The following is a 19,800-nucleotide window of genomic DNA, read 5'->3' as shown; positions in this document are numbered from 1 at the left end:
ACAGGAGGTCATCTATATGACTTTTTTAGTTTCCATAGGACTCTGTCATGTTGTTCAATTTATTCCCGAAATTCCTGAGGGGTCGTTCCATACTGCCGCTTGAACACCTTGATGAAATAAGCAGGGTCCAAATAGCCGATCTCCGCACTAATCTCGTACACCTTCTTATCGGTCGTCTTCAGCTTGTGACAGGCTGTTTCCATGCGCAGCCGGAATACGAAATCGCTGACGCCTTCGCCCGTCTCGATCTTATACAGTTTAGAGAGATGCGTCGGATGAAGATTGACATGATCCGCCAGAGCACGCAGCGATACGTCCAGATGCAGGTTCGCCTCCACGAAGCTTTGAATTTTCCTCACGTAGACGGAGCGTATGTCCTTCACCTCGTTGGACGTTCCCTCCTTCAGCTTGCTCAGCGCGCTATACGCCCAGCTTCGAAGCTTGCCAATGGTAGAAAACGCCTCCCCGCCTTGCAGCAGCTCGATATCTGCACCTAGCAACCCCGCGAGGGAATGGCCGCTTCGATGCGCATAATGGGCGAAATCCGAAGCGATATGATAGCCCGCTTCCAGGCAATGCTCCCAGGAATCGGACCAGCGGCCATCCAGCTCTGCAAAAATCTCGCCCAGCTTCTGCTCGGCGGATTCCCAGCGGCCAGCCTCCAGCAGGCTCTTTAACCCCGGCGGCGCATAGATAACATCCAGAGCTCCGCTCGACACCGGGCTTTCCACCTCTCCCGCACGAATTACGAATTCCCGTTCATCGCCTACGATCTGCCGAAAGTAGGCCAGCGCATGGCGGTAACGCTCCGGCAGCCTCTCAGGAAATTCGAAGGTCTCCGTCATAACGATCGACAGCGCGCCTTTCAAATATTGCTTAACCTTCGCCTGAAGCTGCATGGCAGCACTCTCCAGCCTCGACTCTGTGCCTTCACGGTCAATTCCATCCTTATACTGAACGAGAAAAGCGAGATAGCCATGCTCCTCCTTCACTCCCCATACGTGGGCAAATTCACCAAACAGCTCCTCGGTCATGTTCTGAATCGCATACTCCATCAGATGCTGTCCTTTGTTGCGGTATTTGCCAAATTCCTCTTCCATCCGGACGAGCAGCAGCGCACTTTCTCCGAAACGGAACGGCAGACCGCAGCTTTCCAGCTTCCTGATCCAATCATTCGACTGCAGCCGCTCTCCCCGCAAGGCGTTCAGCAGCAGCTGGCCTCTCAGCAGCGGCAAGTTTTCCCGAAGGGTGGATTCAATTCGCTCGTAAGAGCTTATACTGCCCCACTCCTCCTCTAATTGCTCGACAGCTGCTTTTACGGCTGCCAGCAATTCATCATCCATAGGCGGTTTGAGCAAATAATCGACAGCCTGGTGGCGGAGCGCCTCCTTCGTATATTCGAAGTCCGAATAGCCCGATAAAATAATGCATTTGGTTTTTTTGTCACGCTTGCGGATGATCTCAATCAGCTCGATGCCTGTCATCTCCGGCATTAGAACGTCGGAGATAACGATATCGATCGGATACGCCTCCATAATTCGCAGCGCTTCTTGCGCGGAGTAGGCTTTGTGGACCTGCTCGATACCTAGCGTATGCCAAGGTTTGGTCGTCGATAAATTATCTACCCAATGTGCTTCATCATCCACGATGATCATTTGCATGCGGTTGTTCCCCCTCTTTTGCGGAATGCTGGCGCTGCGCCTCCAGCGAGCTGTAATCCCATACGATCTCCGTCCGCAATCCTCCAAGCTCCGATTTGCTGAACACCAGCTGCGATTGATCACCGAATTGGTGAATCATCCGCTGGTTCGTATTCCAGAAGCCATAGCCCATATCATCTTGCAGCGGCTGCCTCATACTGCGGTTAAGTGATGAAAGCTGCTCTTCAGTCAAGCCGGGACCGTCGTCATCGATCGAAAGCCGGCAGCGGCATTCCGACAATACGCCAGTAATTCGAATTTCCCCGGACGAATAGCTTTTTCCAACCCCATGAATGACTGCGTTCTCGACGATCGGCTGAAGCATCAGCCGCGGAACATGCTGCTTCAGCATTTCCTCGGAAATATCGATCCGGTAATGAATCCGCCCGTTGCGCAGCTTCTGGATGTCCAAGTAATTAATGATGAGCTGAACCTCTTCTTGCAGCGATGCGGTCGGCCGCTCCAGACGAGTCATATACCGGTAATAAGCGCTCAAGTTATGCCCCATGGAGACGACAGCGCCTTCATCTTTCATTTGCGCCATATTGATCATGTAACCAATGCAGTTATACAAGAAATGCGGATTAATTTGTGCCTGCAGCTGCCTCAATGTCGCCTCGCGGGCCCGCAGCTTCTCATTCAGCACATTCTCAATTAAGCTCTGAATTTGCTTCGACATATCGTTGAACCGGTAAAACAAAAACGCAAATTCATTATTGACGTTAGAGTCGATCTGAACGCTAAAATCGCCCCGCTGTACGCTTTGCAAGCCGCGGATCAGCTTCCGGATCGGCCGCTGGACATTGCGGTACAGCAGTACGGAAGAAGAAATTCCGACTATAAACAGCAGCACCATCGCCAAATAAAATAAATTACGGCTGGAGGAGATCGGACCTACAATCTGATCGAGCGGCACGATGTCCACCAGCTGCCAATCCAAAGAAAGCGATTTCACAGAACTGATGAGATAACGCTTGTGGTCCAGCTCGACCACCTCCTGCATCGTATCGCCCAAGTCTTTCGCATCCAGAAAGCGGACAAGCTCTTCTGATAGAGGCCCGTCAGCGCTGCGATTCAAGATTGGCGCGTCGCCTTTGCGGTACAGCAGCGGATCACCTTGTCCGCCGGCTTTGTAGGTATCCAGCATGTTCTGAATATTTTCCGGGTAAAAGCTGGCTTGTACGACCAAATCGCTGCCTTTCAGCGTTTGCTGTCCGAAGGAATCGGTATAGAACCAGTGAAAGGCTTGCGGTTCTCCCGGCCGGACCGGCCTGCCGTCGCCGTATGACCATTTGCCCGTTACATTCCGTGTCAAATACTGTTCATCATACTCAACCATGCTGCTCGCATTGGAGATTGCAGCTTTATTTAACTGCGAATACACCGTGAATTGAACCGGCCAAATATTCATCACCCCGGATTGAAGCATCATCTTTTCTTGAATGATGTATCGCGTCTGCATTTTGTCATAACGGTCATCCCAAATGTTTAAGCCGTTGAATTTGCGGACGTTGGGATCTCTTGAGAAGGTCACGACGAAATCCATCGTCTGATTGACACGCGAGTCGATCTGACTGGACAAGAACGATAGCTGCTTAATGTTCGAAGCTTTGAGCTCCTTGTCGATGACATGAATCGAGACCTGATTGGAATACGTGAAAAATAAAATAATCGGAATGAACAATAGAATGATTAATCCGTTCATTTTCGCAAAAAGACTCATTCTCGAGCCTCGCTTGATTCGGAATATGCTTATTAATCTGCCTCGCATCGATCATCTTCCCCCCGGTCATATCCCTAACAAAACACTATCAATCCTAACATTGTCTTATAGTTGGGTCATCCTGCGTGTTGTTATTATATATAGCAGGGCTTCACCCCATATACAAATGAAAAATATAGAAAGGAAGAAAACGATGGACCCAATTACTTCGCCAGATGTCAAGCTCACGGCCGTCCGAGGAGCAAAAAAGAGAAAAGGCTACAGCGTACCGTGGATTTTGCATCTTATGGTGCTGCCAGCCGTGCTGTCCGTTTTCGTTTTTTCCTATATACCGATGACGGGCGTCGTTATGGCCTTTCAGGATTACAAAGCCTCACTCGGCATTACCGGCTCTCCGTTCGTTGGCTTGAAGCATTTTCAATACATGTTCGAGAACGACTACTTTATGAAAATCACTTTGAACACGCTGTTATTCGCCTGCTCCAAGATCATCCTGAACTTAATCGTACCTTTCGGCTTCGCCCTATTGTTGAACGAGGTGCGGAATATGGGCTTCAAACGGTCCATTCAGACGCTTGTCTATCTGCCGCACTTTCTGTCCTGGGTTACGCTGGGGGGCATTCTGATCGACTTGCTCGCTCAGACCGGCATTATCAACCAGCTTCTAACGAACGTGTTCGGTATCAAGCCAGTATTTTTCCTTGGCGACGGCACCTGGTTCCGGCTGACGATTATATTCAGCGATGTGTGGAAGGAATTCGGCTTCAATACGATTATTTTCCTCGCCGCGCTTGCCGGAATTAATCCTGCGCTGTACGAAGCTGCTGAAGTCGACGGAGCAACCCGGCTCAAACAAACGATTCATATTACGATTCCTTCGCTTATTCCGATTCTGATCGTAGTAGCAACGCTCGCACTGGGCAACGTGCTTAACGCCAACTTCGACCAGGTGTTCAACTTGTACAGCCCGATGATCTACCAGCAAGGCGATATTATCGACACCTTCGTCTACCGGGAAGGCCTGCTGAGCGGCCAATTCAGCTTCGCAACTGCCGTCAGCCTGTTCAAATCGATGATCAGCCTCATACTCATCGTCGTCTCGTACCGGCTCGCCTATAAATTCGCTGGCTACCGCATTTTCTAGTTCGAATGAAAGGATGACCGTCCATGTATCATAAAACGCTGCCTTACCGCCTGTTTAGCGTGTTCAACTATACACTTCTCGCCATCATCTCCATCGGCTGCATGCTGCCGCTTTACCATTTGCTGATGGTTTCCTTCAGCGATACGGCCCCGGCCAACGCCGGACTCGTTACATTCTGGCCGATTGGCTTTACAATCGATGCGTATGCCAAGACGTTCGAGAACGTAAACTTTCTCACTTCGCTTTGGGTATCCGTCAAGCGGACCGTTCTCGGAACGGCGATGGCATTGGCCGTCAACGCCCTTGCCGCCTACGCCTTGTCCAAGGACAATCGCGTGTTTCGAGGCCGCAACGTCTACCTTTGGTATTTCGTTGTGACGATGCTGTTCAATGTCGGCCTCATTCCGGGCTACATTCTTATTCTGAAGCTTGGCCTGCTGAACAATTTGCTCGCCTTGATATTGCCGGGACTCGTAACCGTCTACAATATCATTCTGCTGCTCAACTTTTTCCGTACGGTACCCAAAGAGCTTGAAGAAGCGACCTTTATGGATGGCGCCGGTTTTTTCCGCAGCTTTATTTCGATCTATTTGCCAATCTCGCTGCCGGCTATTGCAACGATCGCCTTGTTTACGATGGTCGGACACTGGAATGCGTATTTCGACGGGCTTATTTATATGAAGGGAGCCGAAAATCTGCCGCTCGCCAGCTTCATGCAGACGCTGATCGTACAAGGCAGCACAACCGGCTTCGACCCGGCCGTCATCGCCAACATGTCACAGCGGACGCTTCGCGCTTCGCAAATCTTTATCGGCGCGCTGCCGATACTAATCGTCTATCCGTTCCTGCAGCGTTTCTTCGTCAAAGGCATCGTGATCGGTGCCGTCAAGGAATAGCAGAGCAATGAAACAATTTGGGGCTGTTTCCGGTGAATGCCGGAGCAGCTCTTTTTTCATACGAGGCAATACTGACAATGGCAATTCACAATCACGATGGCAAAAATAAAGCCAAAGGCAGGCCAACCCGTGCTTCGGGTTGGCCTTGTTGCCTCTAGCTATAGTTGATTGACTTACTTCTCCAGCCGGAACGGGAGCCGGGTATTCGTACTGCTGTTTGGACCAACGAAAGCGATAAATTCACCCGCGTCGCTCTCATGCGACAGATCGGAATGGTAGTAACGCAATTGCTCCTCACGGAGAATAAACTCGATCTCTGTGCTCTCGCCCGGCTGCAACGCCACTTGGCGGAAAGCCTTCAGCTCCTTCACCGGACGAACAACTTCGCCCGACATATCTCTCACATACAGCTGCACCGTCTCCACTCCGGCAACAATGCCTTTATTCCTCACCTTAACGGTCAGCTTGATCGGCGCTTCTTTCGTCATCACAGGGGAAGAAAGCGAAACCTCACTATATTCGAATTCGGAGTAGCTGAGTCCAAAGCCAAATGGCAGCAGCGGCTCATTCGGAATGTCCAGGTACTGCGATACATAACGAACCTGCGCGTCTGGCGCACCTTGAGGGCGGCCTGTATTGAAGGCGTTGTAGTAGACCGGAACTTGACCCACGCTATAAGGGAATGACATCGTCAGCCTGCCGCTCGGATTGGCATCCCCAAGGAGCAATTCTGCCACTGCGTTGCCAGCCTCGGAACCCGGGTACCAAGCCTCCAGAATCGCATCCGCTTTCTCAAATACGCCGTGCAGATCAAGGGGACGACCGTTGAATAAAACGACCACAATAGGCTTATTTAATGCGCGGAGCTCGCGCAGCAGCTCTAGCTGAACCTGCGGCAGACGAATATCCGCTCGGCAGGCCGCCTCTCCGTTCATATCCGTATGCTCGCCAAGAGCCAGAACGATCGTCTCCGCTTCGCTTGCAGCCGCTAACGCTTCTTGCAGCTGCGCTTCCGTAGCGGTCTCGATGCCGCAACCCTCGGCGATAACAAGCTTCGCCTGGTCGCCTAGTTTGCTGCTTAGCCCCTCGGCAAGCGTAATCGCAGCATCCTTCGAGCCCGTCCAGGACCATGGTCCAAGCACATCATGATTGGAGGCGAAAGGACCGATTAATGCAATCTTGCGATCGCGGCTAAACGGCAGGACACCTTCATTTTTCAACAGCACACAGGACTTCACAGCCAGCTCACGGGCAGCTTCACGATGCGCGTCACTGAATACGATCTCCCGCTCCCGTTCCGGATCGGCTGCCCGGTAAGGATTATCGAACAGGCCTAGCTTCTGCTTCAATTGCAGAATACGCAGCACGGCTTCATCAATAAGCGATCCATCCACTTCTTTGCGCTCAACCAGTTCTGCCAAGTGATGGACATAACAAGCAGTCATCATCTCGATATCGACACCAGCCCGAATCGCTTTATAAGCTGCTTCCGACTCATCGGCAGCAATGCCGTGGGCAATTAGCTCCTTCACCGCGCCCCAGTCGGAAATAAGTACGCCATCAAAGCCCCATTCCTCCCGCAGCAGCTTTCGCATCAGCTTCTGATTGCCGGTTGCCGGGATGCCATCCACTGTATTGAAGGATGTCATCACCATCTCGCAGCCTTCGTCCAACGCTGCCTTATAGGCCGGCAAATAAAATTCACGAAGCTGACGGTCCGACAAGTCGACCGTATTATAATCCCGGCCAGCTTCCGCAGCGCCATATGCGGCGAAATGCTTGACGCAGGCGGCTACGCGATCATAATCGCCCGACAGGTCTTGCCCTTGAAAGCCCCGAACGAAAGCTTTTGCAAACTTGGCATTCAAATACGGGTCTTCTCCCGTCGACTCAACGACGCGGCCCCAGCGGGGATCCCGAACGAGATCGACCATTGGCGCATACGTAACGTGTACGCCGGACACCGCAGCTTCCCTTGCCGCGATTTCTGCGCTTTTCTCCGCCAGTTCCATGTCCCATGAACAGCCAATTGCCAGCGGAACCGGAAATATCGTCTTGAAGCCGTGGACGATATCGGCCATCATCAACAGCGGGATGCCAAGACGGTTATGACTTAAATGCGTACGCTGCATATCGATTACGTCCTGCGCGCCGGCCATGCCGAGCACGGAGCCCGAGTTGCGTACGGTATCCTGTGTAATGCCAAGAGAGTCCATCGGCCCTGTAATCTGTCCTTCGCCGCCTGCGCCTTCATAGAAAGGAACGGCCAGCTGAATCAGCTGCGCGATCTTCTCATCCAGCGTCATCTGCCGGATTAAGTCATTCAATTTGTGATCAACGGATTGTGAATTAGAATTGGAAGTAGTCAGGTCAAACGCAACCCCTCTGCACATAGTATAAATGGTTCATCGAAACGTTTCGATTCCATTTGATTCCGATTATAATTGGCGATTCAATCCCCTGTCAATTGGATTAATTCAAGTAGAAACGGGATATTTTCAAGGTTGTACGCATTATTATTTTCGGTTATAGTTAAAATCTAAACGTTTCACCAACTAGGTCAGAGGGGCGAGTCTATTGGTTAGTATAAAAGATATAGCAAAACGGGCCGGCGTCTCCATCTCTACGGTTTCCTACGCCCTTAATGGCAACGACAAGGTTACGAAAGAGACCGCCGCGAAAATATTGCAGGCCGCCGAAGAGTTGAATTACGTGCCCCATGCAGCAGCCAGATTGCTGAAGACGAAAAAATCAAACATGATCGGCATCTTTCTGACCGATTTCGAAGGCAACTTTTACGGAAATTTGCTCCAAGGGGTTAAAGAATATGTCAGCTCCAAAGGCTATGACCTGCTCGTATGCAGCGGCCCGCAGTCGCGGCGCCTCATCTCCGAGCGGATGATCGACGGAGCGATCATTCTTGATGCGACGTTCTCCGACGAGGAGCTGCTTCAATACGCCAATAACGGCCACAAAGCTGTTGTACTCGACCGTGAATTGCAGCATCCGCATATCAATCAAGTGCTGCTTGATAATAAAGCCGGCGCAACGCTTGCGATCGAGCATCTGATCGAGCAGGGACATGACAACATTTATGCCGTGTCCGGTCCGGCAGGCTCCTACGATGCCCTTCAGCGTCTACGCGCCGTACATCAGGCCATTGAACGCGTACCTGGTCTGACATTCACTGTCCTTCCCGGCGACTTTACCAAATCCTCGGGAGAAGCCGCCGCGCAGCGGATCGCAGCGGAATATACCCGGCCGGCAGCCGTCTTCTGTCTCAATGACGAAATGGCGATCGGCGTCTACCGTTATATTCGTACGCATACAGACCTCGTCATCGGCAAGCATATTCATCTCGTCGGCTTTGACAATACCGAACTGGCCCAGTTTATAGAGCCCCGGCTTACTACGATCGATTATTCGATGCCCAAATGGGGAGCGCTCGCTTCCGAGCAGCTAATTAAAATGCTGGGCGGCGAGCCTGTCGAGAACGAGCGGATTTATGTGACTTTGGTGCAAGGAGCTTCCGTAACAGCAGCAACTGGAACATAGTTCTGATAAGGGCAATAAACCGCAGCAAAGCTAGGTTTTATACGAATAATACAGCACACTTTCGGGGCTTTTTCTGATAGTTTGCATAGATTAAGACCCTGTGAGGGTCTTAACTAAGGAGCGGACAGCACAATCGGCACGGTTAAGACCCCGTCAGGGTCTTATGCAAATAAAACAGTACACTTTTCGGGGCTTTTTCTGCCAGCGTGGATGGGTTAAGACCCTGCAAGGGTCTTAACCCACGAGGGGACAGCACAATCGGCACGGTTAAGACCCTGATAGGGTCTTATACGAATAAAACAGCATATTTCTCAAGGCTTTTCCTTCCAGTTTGGATGGGTTAAGACCCTGCGAGGGTCTTAACTCATGAGGGGACAGCACAATCGGCACGGTTAAGACCCTGTCAGGGTCTTATTCGAATAATACAGCACACTTTTCGGGGCTTTTCTGCCAGTTTGGGTAGGTTAAGACCCTACAAGGGTCTTAACTAATGAGCGAACAGCACAATCGGCACGGTTAAGACCCTGATAGGGTCTTATACGAATAATACAGCACACTTTTCGGGGCTTTTTCTGCCGATTTGGGTAGGTTAAGGCGCTGCAGCTTCAGTCTTCATCAGCTCCACCTGAATGAATGCTCCCTAGCAACCCAGACTCATAGCCTTTGGAGACTGCACCAACCCGCGATTTAACGCCAAGCTTTTGATTAATCGATGTCATATGATGCTCTACGGTTCGTTGACTCATCGCCAGCTCCTGTGCAATTTCCTTGTTTGTTTTCTCTTCAGCAATTCGTACGAGCACCTCGCGCTCTACAGCGGTCAGAACATCCCTCGACTTACCGAGCACCTTCTCCGCAACGAGCGCATGCCCCAGCATGCTTTGCTTAATTGCATTAATAATTTGAGCGTAGGTGCTTTGCTTGGACAAAAAAGCATGTGCGCCGATCTCATAGGCTTTGCTATAAAACTCATCATACGTATAACCGGAAAGCAAAATGATTTTCAGCGAGAGCCCATATTGCTCCTTTAATTGCTTGCCCAATTCGAAGCCGCTCAGATGGGGCATCGCAATGTCCATGACGAGCACGTCGGCTTGGCAAGAAGCGATGTCTTCCAGCAAATCACGAGGATCGTCAAACGTCTTCGGCACTACAATATCCGGCTCCTTCTCCAGCCGGTTTTTCAACCCCTCCAGCACGAGCGGATGATCATCCAGCAGCACCACTCTAATTTTGTCACCCATGGACACGCGCCTCCTCTCCACACGGCAAATAGATGCTAACGACCGTTCCTTCTCCCGGCGATGTCTCAATATCTGCCACTCCGCCAAGATGACGAACCTGACTGTAAGCGGACAGGAGTCCGAAACGCCGCTCCCCGCCAGGGGAAGTCTCCAGCGCCGACTTCATATCAAACCCTGTTCCGTCATCGGCAATCCGACAACGGATTTCTTGCCGCTCACTCCATATTCGAATGGACATCTCGGCTGCTCCCGAATGTTTATATACATTGTTGACGAATTCTCGGATCGCCCGGAACAAGTTTATTTTAACAAGTTCATTCGCTGGCTCCCCGTCCGGCAGCTCATAGACCAGCTCGGTTCGGATATTGCCCTTCTCCCGCATCGTCCGCAGCAGCCATTGCAGCGCTTCCTTCAGATCGCCTTTATCGATGATATACGGGTATAGATCATCGCATAGCTTGCGAATGTCCCGTTGCGAATCATAGACGCATTTCAACCAGAGGGCGACCTGTTCTTTGTCTGCTGTTCCGGCTTCATACAGCTCCTCCAGATCACGCGAGAGGAAAATCATATTTTGCAGCAAATGATCATGCAAATAATAAGAGAGTTGAATCCGTTCCGACTGCTGCGCTTCTAATAGGCTAGAGCTGTAAGGCTCGGCAAGGTGACTATCGGCGAGGAACGACGCAGCCTCGCTTCTCTTCCCCGGCTTCTTAGCCAGCCGGAGCGACAACAGCCGCGTTTGCCGCTCCAGCCATTCCGTACGCTCCTCGGTGCGATGCCGGAATCGGAGCAAAGCCCTCCGGTACCCCCAAGACAACACGATAAACACAACAAATAAGAGGCACATCTCATACGTCGATATTCCTTTAGCTGCAAGGGAGAATAACATGAACACTATGCCCAGGTAGAAGCTATGTATAAGCAAGCGAGGAATGTAGATCCGCATGTCCAGCAGACTTCGCGCGACGAGCAGCCGAGTAATCGCGAAGGAAAACGGCACAAGACCAGTAAGCGAATATTTTAAAGGAATGACAGATTGTCCGTGCATCAGCATCGGTATCGCATATAGAAAGGCGTATGGCATTAAACTGAGGAACAAGGCGAAAAACAGATTCAACAATTGATTTCTTTCCATTCGCTCAAAGTCCTTCCAATACGCAAAGGTAATACCGGCCAGCAGCAGTAATGTACCGATAATCGTCCAATTCAGGACATCGGCCGTCCATTTGGGCACGTCGCTCTCCGTTGCGATCAAATATGTGAGATAAGCCGAGAACAATATCACAAAGCCTTGGCATACGCGCAGCAGATACTTGAACCGATGGTGGACCGTACGAAATACGAACAGCAAATAGAAGCTTAACAACAAATAGGGAAGCCAGATGGATAAAAACGATATGATGATGTCGGATAAGCTTTTTTCGGCTGAAAATTGTGTGAGCAGACATAAAGCAAACATCCAGTTGAGGATATAGAACTGCCGGATAACACGGGATTCCGGTATTGATAGAATCGCATATCCGCCTAAGCCAAGCAGCAGAAGCTCCAACGCAGCCGAGAACGCAGCAACGGCAATTGCCCGCGAATCTGGCGTACTGCTGAAAGCCAGCTGCCGTCCGTCCTGTTTCTGCACGATAACCCGGTCTGCCTTGCTCAACCATATACTTGAGCCGTCCACTACCAGCTTCGCCTCCGAAACAGCCTCCATAGCTGTAATAACGTCGCCGGGGGATATTCCCCATTCCGCCGCTTTCCCCCGCTCCTCGACCGCCTCGACAATCCATCCGATCCCGGTTTCTTCGCGAAGCTCAGCTCCGATGTAAGGTGATTGAAGCGAAAGAAAATGAATGGAGAAGGCAAGAAGCATATAGCAAATGACAGACATGATAAGAAATACTACCGTTTTATGTTTTAATGGACGGTCATTATTAAGGTTCATTTTACGCGATCACCCGCTTCGATTATAGCATGAAAGAAAGAGAGCGAATTACCCCCTTAAGGGATAATATCGCTCTCGCTTTGCTCGTTACGGAAACCGGTAAAACATCGCGGCAGCTTCCTGCCGCAGCAGCGGCTGCCGGGAACGGAAATCATATACGCCGTTGGCATCCTTCACTACATCAGGTCCGTAGCAGCCTCTGGCAAGTACAATTCGAACTCCCTCCACCGCCCATGCGCTCGTCCCTGCTTTCAGAATAATTTCCTGCGCAGCCTCTGCCGATACGATCGAGCCGAATTGGAGCTGCAGTGCGCGAGCGATAATAACGGCAGCCTCCTGCCGGGTAACCGCACGGTCCGGTTCAAACCTTCCACCGTTCGTGCCGCTTACAAGTCCGATTTCCAGAGCGGTCTGAATTTCTGCCGCATAAGGACTGCCGGCTGCATCCGCGAAAATGACTGGCTCCTCCGAAAGCGGAATATCCGCCAAAACCACTAGCTGTCCGATGAATTGCTCGCGGGTAATCGGATGCTCCGGCTTGAAAGCTGCCCCATCATTTTCCTTGGCCAGCATCCCTTGCTGCTGCACATAATAGATTGCTTTGGCATAGGCATGACCGTTCGGCACATCACTATAAAGCTTAGGATTCGGCAGCATCTCGGACCAGCTGTCCGCTTTATTATAGGAGAAGTAAGTGATCTTTCCTTCCCCATTCTCTTTAAAGGCTGCATATCTCCCCGTCTCGTCTACGAACAGCAATTCCTTCACTTGAGACAAGCTGTGTTCGCCATAGGCATCCGTGACGGTCAAGCCGCCATCTCTGGCTTCGACATCGTAATGCCACATCGGCATCCGCAGATCACGGTAAATGCCAGTAAGAGGAGCCAGCTGCTCTTTGGACTGGCGTAGCGGAGCGATGGGAGTATCCGTACCCTCCGCAGTAGGAAAGTAATGATCCATGAATGCCTTGAACAGCTCCCTCTGAATCGTTCTGGCATTCCGCGTGCTGTTCAACGCCAGGAACAGTCCGGTTTGACGATCGGGAAGCAGCCACATATGCGATTGGAACCCGGTTGCTGCACCACCCTTGTCGATGACAAACTGCCCGTTGTTTAAATCCGGATAACTAGATTCGAATCCAAAGCCGACGCCTGGAATATCCGGATGAATCGATACGCTAAGCTGCTGCATTTGCTGCAAGGATTGCGCATTGAGAATGGAAGCATCGCCAAGCTTTCCGCCATTCAGCTCTGCGATCATGAACCGGGCCATATCCGTTCCTGTCGTCATCATGCCGCCATCGGGAGAGTTGTTCGGATACGTCGCATACTGAGGCAGCGGTTCACCATCACTATCATACGGAGTGGCAAGCCGCTTCTGAATATCAGGCGTCAGAATCAAATGGCTGTTCTTCATGCCGAGCGGCATAAAGATCCGCTGCTGCACAACCTGATCGAACGGCTTGCCGCTGACATTTTGCACAATATAACCAAGCAGGTTATAGGCATAGTTATCGTAGCGGTAGGCCTCACCCGGCTTGCGTACAACAGTCGGAATATTGTCTTTAATGAAGCGGTCCAGCGGGTAGACATCGCCTGGATCTCCTTCATCTGCAGCCGCCTCCGTGCGGTCGAACCCACTCGTATGCGTCATCAAATGCTTCAGTGTCAATGGTGAGCCTGTCTTGTTCGGAATGACGATTCCTTTCAAATATGGAGAAATATCGCGATCCAGCTCAACCTTTCCTTCCTCTGCCAATTGCATCACGGTGGTGGCAGTAAAGGTTTTCGTAATTGAAGCGACCCGGAATAAGGTGTTGTTAGGATCTACCGGCGTCTGGCGCTCCACATTAGCGTAGCCGTATCCTTTAACGAGCACTGGCTGGTCGCCATTGACAACTGCTACAACTGCTCCGGTAAGGAGCGGTTTAATGTCTTTACGGTTAAAAAATCCGTCGATAAACGACTCTTTCGAATAAATAGGTTTGGCTGCAGTTGCGGATGCGGATGCGGATGCGGATGCCGGCTCGGCCGCAGCGGCAAATGCAGGAGTCAGCATAACGGCGGCAAGTGTAGCCAGCAGCCCTGTTCGAACAAAGCTTCTGACCGGGATGAGGGAAGAAAGATGCATACTTAATCTCCTTTTTACACTTATGAAGTAGTTGCAACCTCATCCTATCATTTCGCTTGAAATGGCGAATCCGTACCGGACTGCGGATATCGCCGCCGATCACGCATTTATTTTGCGTGATCACGCAAACATGCCAAATGGAGTAACTGCTGTGAATGACTCATTCAATCGAATCAGACAATCGCCAGCTTCACCTGCCTAATATAGAAGAAGCGGACGATAAAGAAATAGATCACTTGAACGATAAAGAACAGACCAAGAACGAGCACGGATTCCTTCAGCAGCGAATACTGAAACATGTGAGACAGTGTAGTAAGTGCTACAGCCCCATGTACCAATGCAACAACAATTGGCGCAAAGAAAAGCAATACCATTTGCCGGTTCAATATTTTCGTAAGCTCTTTTTCACTAAGTCCCATCTTGGAAACGGCTTTGAATTTCCGTCTGTCATCATCCAGATCACTGTACAGACGGAAATAGAGAAAGCTGCCTGCGGAGACAAAAAACACGATGCCGATAAATAAACCGATGAACAGGATAGGGCCAAAAAGCTTATCTAGAACAGAGTTTTGGAATTCAAGGGCAAAGAACTCGTAGCTGTCCGAATAAGGAAGGGCATTGGACAGCTTTCCCCCTGCCGTTATGGATTGTTTTTGCCCGAGCGGCCCGTGCCATATATAGTAATGTTTCTCTTGTACAGATGCTCCAAGCTTTGCATATTGATCATCCGAAATAACGAAATAGCCGTTTATACCGTGTACCGCCGGCGATACAACTGCTTTATTCGCTTCAATGACAACATCGGGCTGCAGCGTTATCGGCTGGTTGAGCATGGATTGGCCTATACGTGATAGTCCAAAGTCAACAACCGCTGCTTTCCCGTCAGAGAGCACAATTCCCTTCATTTCCATTAACTCCGTCATCCGGTTGTAGTCGGATAGCCGAACGACTGCAATCGTTGCATCCCTGTTGGAAGCCTTGTAGTAAGCAAGGTTCAGAAACGCTTTTTCAGTTGTAACATTTGCTTCTTTAAGCGAGCGGTCAATCTGCTCTATATTTTTCTGCTCATCACTATAGCCATTCGTGGTCGTGTAAGTGAATAAATAAGGATTATCTTTGACGTTGTGGCCGCCAATCATCGATTGGAAGCCGTACAACGAGCCGATCGAGCAAAACGAAACGGTAGAAATAATAGCAACCAGAAAAAATGAACGCGCATTGTCCTTCATCCGATAGGCGAGATCGGAAAAAAGCAGCATGTTTGTTTTCAGCCAAAAAATCGATTCCATCCTTTTCAGCTTCCGGATCGTATAGACGCTAAGCTGCGTAAACAGCAGATAGGTGCCGATGCATACCATAACAACGACTGGAACAAGTAATAATAGTGCTTCTAAGCCTTCGGCTCGCAAGCTAAGAAAGTAACTCGTTCCCAGCAAAATCGGCACTAGCCAAACTAGAAGCACAGAGGACTTAGGCTCACTCTTTGCTTGCTTGTCACCATTTAACAGCGTAATTAGCTTTCCGCTCTGCAGTACGGCCGAAATAAAAAAGGAAATCAAAATAAATAGAAGCAAAAATGAAAGCAGGGTCAGAACAATGGCCTTATAGGGAAAATAAAAAGCCAGCTTTTCGTTGACGGCAAGAAAGTTTTCTCCTGTAAGCAGTATAACCTTGGCAAAAACAAGCCCCAGAGCAATGCCGCCTATTGTCGCGGACAAACCAATCATCATATTTTCTAAAAAAATCATCAGACGAAGCTGTACCGTGGTCATGCCCTGCATCATCATGAGTCCAAATTCTCTTTTTCGCGATTGCAGAAATGAACTCATCGAGTAAAGAACAAAAAAGAAAGAGAAGACATAAATGATCCACTTGGATACGGAAAGGGCAAACGTCACGCTGCTACTATCGACTCCGCTAAGTACCGGATGGTATGCAAAGATAGAAAAGGTAAAGAAAGCCATGACCGTAAATAGACTGCTAAGGAAATATCCCGCATAGAGCCTCTTATTCCGGGAGACGTTACGGAACGCGAATTGACGAAACGTCATTGTGATGTCCCCCTAACAGCGAGAGTGTATCGATAATTTTCTGGAAAAAGGCTTGGCGATTATCCCCCCGATGTATTTCCGAATAGAACCTGCCATCTTTAATGAAGACAACACGCTTACAATAGCTGGCAGCCACCGCGTCATGCGTAACCAGCATCATCGTTGCATTCTGCTCGCGGTTAATTCTCTCCAGCAATTCCATGACATCCTTTGCCGATTTGGAATCCAAATTGCCGGTTGGCTCATCTGCGAGAAGCAGCTTGGGGGAATGGATCATCGCTCTGGCGACAGCAGCCCGCTGCGCCTGCCCTCCGGATATTTCATACAGCCGTTTGTTCATGATCTCTGTAATCCCTAGCTTTTCTGCTATCGTTTTTACCTTTTGCTTCATTTCACTGACCTTGTTTCCATCCAGCGTTAACGGCAGCACAATATTCTCCTCAACCGTCAAAGTGTGGAGCAGATTAAAGTCTTGAAATACAAATCCAAGCTCACGGCGGCGAAATATCGCTAATTCATTTTTGTTCAGCTTGCCTGTCGTTTTGCCGTCATATAGAACCTCACCGGTTGTCGGTTCGTCAATCGTAGCAATCAAGTTGAGCAGCGTCGTTTTCCCGCTTCCCGAAGGACCCATAATACCGACAAAATCACCGTCTTCAATCGTTAAATCAATATCGCTTAAAGCCCGGTAAGCCACTTTACCTTCATATATTTTACTCACTCGTCTTACTTGCAGCATACTTCTGATCTCCTTTCACGGGGCAAACAGTTAATGTGATCAGTATACTGTAGACGATTGGCTGCAAACTATCGATTTGGCTTTCACTTTTATTACACGGTTGTAAGCTTTTGATAGGATGCAAAAACAATCCGCACCTGCGTACCGTTACCTTCCTCAGACGTTAGCTCAATTCGATGCCCAAGACGATCTGCCGCCTCCTTCGTCAAATAAAGCCCCATGCCCGTAGATTCACGCGTACCGCGCCCATTCTGACCGGTAAAAAAGGAATCAAACACCCGCTTCATATCAGCGGCAGGAATACCTATCCCTCGATCTGCAACCTCAATGACGGGTTCATTGCCGCGCAAATAATAGGAAACCACAACCTTTTTCCCTTCGGCATCGGTACCAGCTGAATATTTAACGGCATTGATAACGAGCTGAGACAGCATGAAAAACAGCCATTTCTCATCCGTTTCGACCGTTATGTCAGACGTATAGCTCTGAACCTCGGGGTAAATCCGGTTGCGGATAAATAATCGTTTGTTGTCATGGATAACGTTACTAATCATTTGCGATAAAGCAACGGGCTTGACATGAAAATCCTGTTCAAAGGCGCGAAGCCGGGACATGTAAAGAACCGTGTGCAAGCCAGAGCGCATCCTCTCCAACTCCTCGCGTATGCTGGCAAATTCGGGCTCGTCCATATGTTGAACCGTGAGATCAATGACCGAGAGCGGTGTTTTCATCTGATGCACCCATTGGTCCATGAAGATCAGATGCTCCTCCTGCTGCTTCTTGAGCGTGTAAAGCTGCTGCTCATAATGGCGGTACTGGCTATGCAGCAGCTTCTGAAGCGCCTCGGAGACGGGAGCATGCTCGCGCTGCTGGATTGAAGCATCAAATGATTCGAGAGGCTGGCTTAGGCGGAGGTAATAGTGCTTGCGGCTGACAAACTGGTACACCAGATATCCGCTTAAAATGAAAAAAGCAATAAATACAGAATATAGAACGGTCAACAGATCGCGATAGCCATCCAGCCAATAAATCGAAACGATGAAGCCTAATTGCACAAGCTGGACGACAAGAAGCAAAGCGTGCTCTCTGAAAAATAGTTTCACTCGTAATTCTCCTTCGTCCAGGTAACGTTTAGCCGGTAACCCATCCCTCTAACCGTCACTAAAGCATCCTCAATGTTCAGCTCCTGAAACTTTTTTCTGACGCGGGTAATGTTTACGTTGATCGTATTCTCATCGACATACGTTTGATCATCCCACAGCTTCTCAAGCAGAGCCTCCCGGCTGGCTACCCGCGGATAGCGCTCAATCAGACTTTCTACAATGTAGGACTCTTTTTTCGTAAGCGTTATGACGGTATCTCCAAGCTTCAGCTCCTGTCTTTCGGGATAAAGAACAAGCCCGTCCTGCTCAAGAACCCGTTCACTGTTTCTGGCTGCATACTCCCCATAGGCACGCCGAAGCTGGCTTTGAATTTTGGCTAACACAATTCCAGCGTGAAACGGCTTCGTCATATAATCATCTCCGCCGTTCTCAAGAGCCATAATCTGATCCATTTCACCGTCACGAGCTGATATGAACAGGACAGGACATATCGAGGCATTACGAATTTGCCTGCACCAATAATAGCCGTCATAGCTAGGCAAATTCACGTCCAAAAGCACTAAATCCGGCTTCGCTTCATGGAACTCCTCTAATACATGCTGGAAATCATGAACCCGTATTCCCTCATAGCCGTACTTCTTTATTGTAGACAGCAGAAGCTCCGCAATTTTCGGATCATCTTCTACGACCATTATTTTATGCATGTCATACTCTCTCCTTTGTTCGATTGCCCTTCCGTTGAACGCTATTTCGACAAAAGCGTCGGGATATCCTGTTATTGGCCACGCACAGCTTTAAGGCTTTGCGTAACCCATCACTTTCCCTAAAATATTTATTTCAGGCAATGTGCCAAACAATCTGCTGTCGTAACTTCTTGACCAGTTATCCCCGATTACATAAATAGCATGATTGGGGATTAGAGTTTTCTTTAGACTGAAATCAAACGTACTTTTAAATGTATTTAAGCACTCTTTTTCGCATTTAGTTCCGGGAGCCTTTTTTATCATTTTTAAAAATTCCTTCTTATGTAAACCTCCAGCGAGTGATTTTCCATAGAAGGTTTTCAATTTCTCGTTGTTAATATAGATCTGTCCTTTCTTTATACGCAATTTTTCGTCAGGAAGAGCAATAATTCGAGCTATATTGTTTTCGGGATGATGGGATTTAAAATCAGCTGGCGTTTCAAAATAGATCACATCCCCTCTCTTTAAATCATGCGTTTGATAATAGTTTGGATCTATGACAAGGTCTCCATTATCGAATGATATATATTCTGTTTTGGACAATGCCATCGAATCATAATCGTAAGTTATTAAATACATCCCTTCCTTAAGCTCAGTGTATACAGGGTATTCAAATTCAACTTTTTCCTGTTCTTTCTGACAGCCTGCAACGATTACACTTACAATAAAAATAATAAAAATAGCTCTAGTATATATAAATAATATTTTCACCATACATCCTCCTAACATAAGATGAAAAAGATAGGGCGGATAACTAATCCGCTTTATGGTAATATATACCACTTTATCGCAGTTCAGATTTGTTTCAATGGTTCATAAGTCCTTATTAC

Annotated in this window: 14 protein-coding genes; 3 read left to right on the top strand and 11 right to left on the bottom strand. The window is 49.2% G+C overall.

Annotation, left to right across the window (positions count from 1 at the left end):
• Positions 1 to 59: 59 nt before the first annotated feature.
• Positions 60 to 1,661, bottom strand: coding sequence for a response regulator transcription factor (locus IEX98_RS01730; protein ID WP_188887209.1), 1,602 nt, complete (start codon positions 1,659 to 1,661; stop codon positions 60 to 62).
• A complete protein-coding gene (locus tag IEX98_RS01725) occupies positions 1,639 to 3,423 on the bottom strand; it encodes a sensor histidine kinase (RefSeq protein WP_229691933.1) in 1,785 nt (594 codons plus the stop codon). Before IEX98_RS01725 ends, IEX98_RS01730 begins: the two co-directional genes overlap by 23 nt.
• Positions 3,424 to 3,616: 193 nt before the next feature.
• On the opposite strand from IEX98_RS01725, the gene IEX98_RS01720 reads away from it, so the two are divergent.
• The gene (locus tag IEX98_RS01720; protein WP_188887208.1) at positions 3,617 to 4,567 is read left to right on the top strand and encodes an ABC transporter permease; all 951 of its coding nucleotides are present in this window, start codon (positions 3,617 to 3,619) and stop codon (positions 4,565 to 4,567) included.
• 23 nt (positions 4,568 to 4,590) lie between these two features.
• On the top strand, positions 4,591 to 5,463 hold the full coding sequence (locus IEX98_RS01715) for a carbohydrate ABC transporter permease (RefSeq protein ID WP_188887207.1): 873 nt from the start codon (positions 4,591 to 4,593) through the stop codon (positions 5,461 to 5,463).
• A 173-nt stretch (positions 5,464 to 5,636) separates the two neighbouring features.
• On the opposite strand, the gene IEX98_RS01710 is transcribed toward IEX98_RS01715, so the two are convergent.
• Positions 5,637 to 7,769 (bottom strand): glycoside hydrolase family 3 N-terminal domain-containing protein, encoded by a 2,133-nt coding sequence (locus IEX98_RS01710; RefSeq protein ID WP_229691989.1) that lies wholly within the window; start codon positions 7,767 to 7,769, stop codon positions 5,637 to 5,639.
• Between the two features lie 271 nt (positions 7,770 to 8,040).
• Between IEX98_RS01710 and IEX98_RS01705 the strand changes: the two genes are divergently transcribed.
• Positions 8,041 to 9,018: a LacI family DNA-binding transcriptional regulator gene (locus IEX98_RS01705; protein WP_188887205.1), complete on the top strand. Its 978-nt coding sequence runs from the start codon at positions 8,041 to 8,043 to the stop codon at positions 9,016 to 9,018.
• Between the two features lie 605 nt (positions 9,019 to 9,623).
• Here IEX98_RS01705 and IEX98_RS01700 read toward each other — a convergent pair.
• The 8 genes from IEX98_RS01700 to lepB form a co-directional block, all read right to left on the bottom strand.
• The gene (locus IEX98_RS01700; protein ID WP_188887204.1) at positions 9,624 to 10,262 is read right to left on the bottom strand and encodes a response regulator transcription factor; all 639 of its coding nucleotides are present in this window, start codon (positions 10,260 to 10,262) and stop codon (positions 9,624 to 9,626) included.
• Positions 10,255 to 12,204 carry a sensor histidine kinase gene (locus IEX98_RS01695; RefSeq protein ID WP_188887203.1) on the bottom strand — a complete coding sequence of 650 codons (1,950 nt, stop codon included), beginning with the start codon at positions 12,202 to 12,204 and terminating at the stop codon, positions 10,255 to 10,257. Before IEX98_RS01695 ends, IEX98_RS01700 begins: the two co-directional genes overlap by 8 nt.
• An 87-nt stretch (positions 12,205 to 12,291) precedes the next feature.
• Positions 12,292 to 14,334: a serine hydrolase gene (locus IEX98_RS01690; RefSeq protein WP_188887202.1), complete on the bottom strand. Its 2,043-nt coding sequence runs from the start codon at positions 14,332 to 14,334 to the stop codon at positions 12,292 to 12,294.
• Between the two features lie 173 nt (positions 14,335 to 14,507).
• Positions 14,508 to 16,385: an FtsX-like permease family protein gene (locus IEX98_RS01685; protein ID WP_188887201.1), complete on the bottom strand. Its 1,878-nt coding sequence runs from the start codon at positions 16,383 to 16,385 to the stop codon at positions 14,508 to 14,510.
• Positions 16,357 to 17,124, bottom strand: a complete 768-nt coding sequence (locus IEX98_RS01680; protein WP_188887200.1) for an ABC transporter ATP-binding protein — start codon at positions 17,122 to 17,124, stop codon at positions 16,357 to 16,359. The genes IEX98_RS01685 and IEX98_RS01680 overlap by 29 nt, the downstream gene beginning before the upstream one ends.
• A 92-nt stretch (positions 17,125 to 17,216) precedes the next feature.
• Positions 17,217 to 18,227, bottom strand: coding sequence for a sensor histidine kinase (locus IEX98_RS01675; protein ID WP_188887199.1), 1,011 nt, complete (start codon positions 18,225 to 18,227; stop codon positions 17,217 to 17,219).
• The gene (locus IEX98_RS01670) at positions 18,224 to 18,931 is read right to left on the bottom strand and encodes a response regulator transcription factor (RefSeq protein ID WP_188887198.1); all 708 of its coding nucleotides are present in this window, start codon (positions 18,929 to 18,931) and stop codon (positions 18,224 to 18,226) included. Before IEX98_RS01670 ends, IEX98_RS01675 begins: the two co-directional genes overlap by 4 nt.
• A 90-nt stretch (positions 18,932 to 19,021) precedes the next feature.
• Complete coding sequence (gene lepB, locus IEX98_RS01665) at positions 19,022 to 19,684, bottom strand: signal peptidase I (protein ID WP_188887197.1); 663 nt, start codon at positions 19,682 to 19,684, stop codon at positions 19,022 to 19,024.
• Between the last annotated feature and the right edge of the window lie 116 nt (positions 19,685 to 19,800).

Origin of the sequence: Paenibacillus radicis (ex Gao et al. 2016), assembly GCF_014641555.1 — a bacterium.
Lineage (GTDB): Bacteria > Bacillota > Bacilli > Paenibacillales > Paenibacillaceae > Pristimantibacillus > Pristimantibacillus radicis.
Note: the sequence above shows the minus strand (reverse complement) of the source record. Positions and strands in the feature narration are given on the sequence as shown.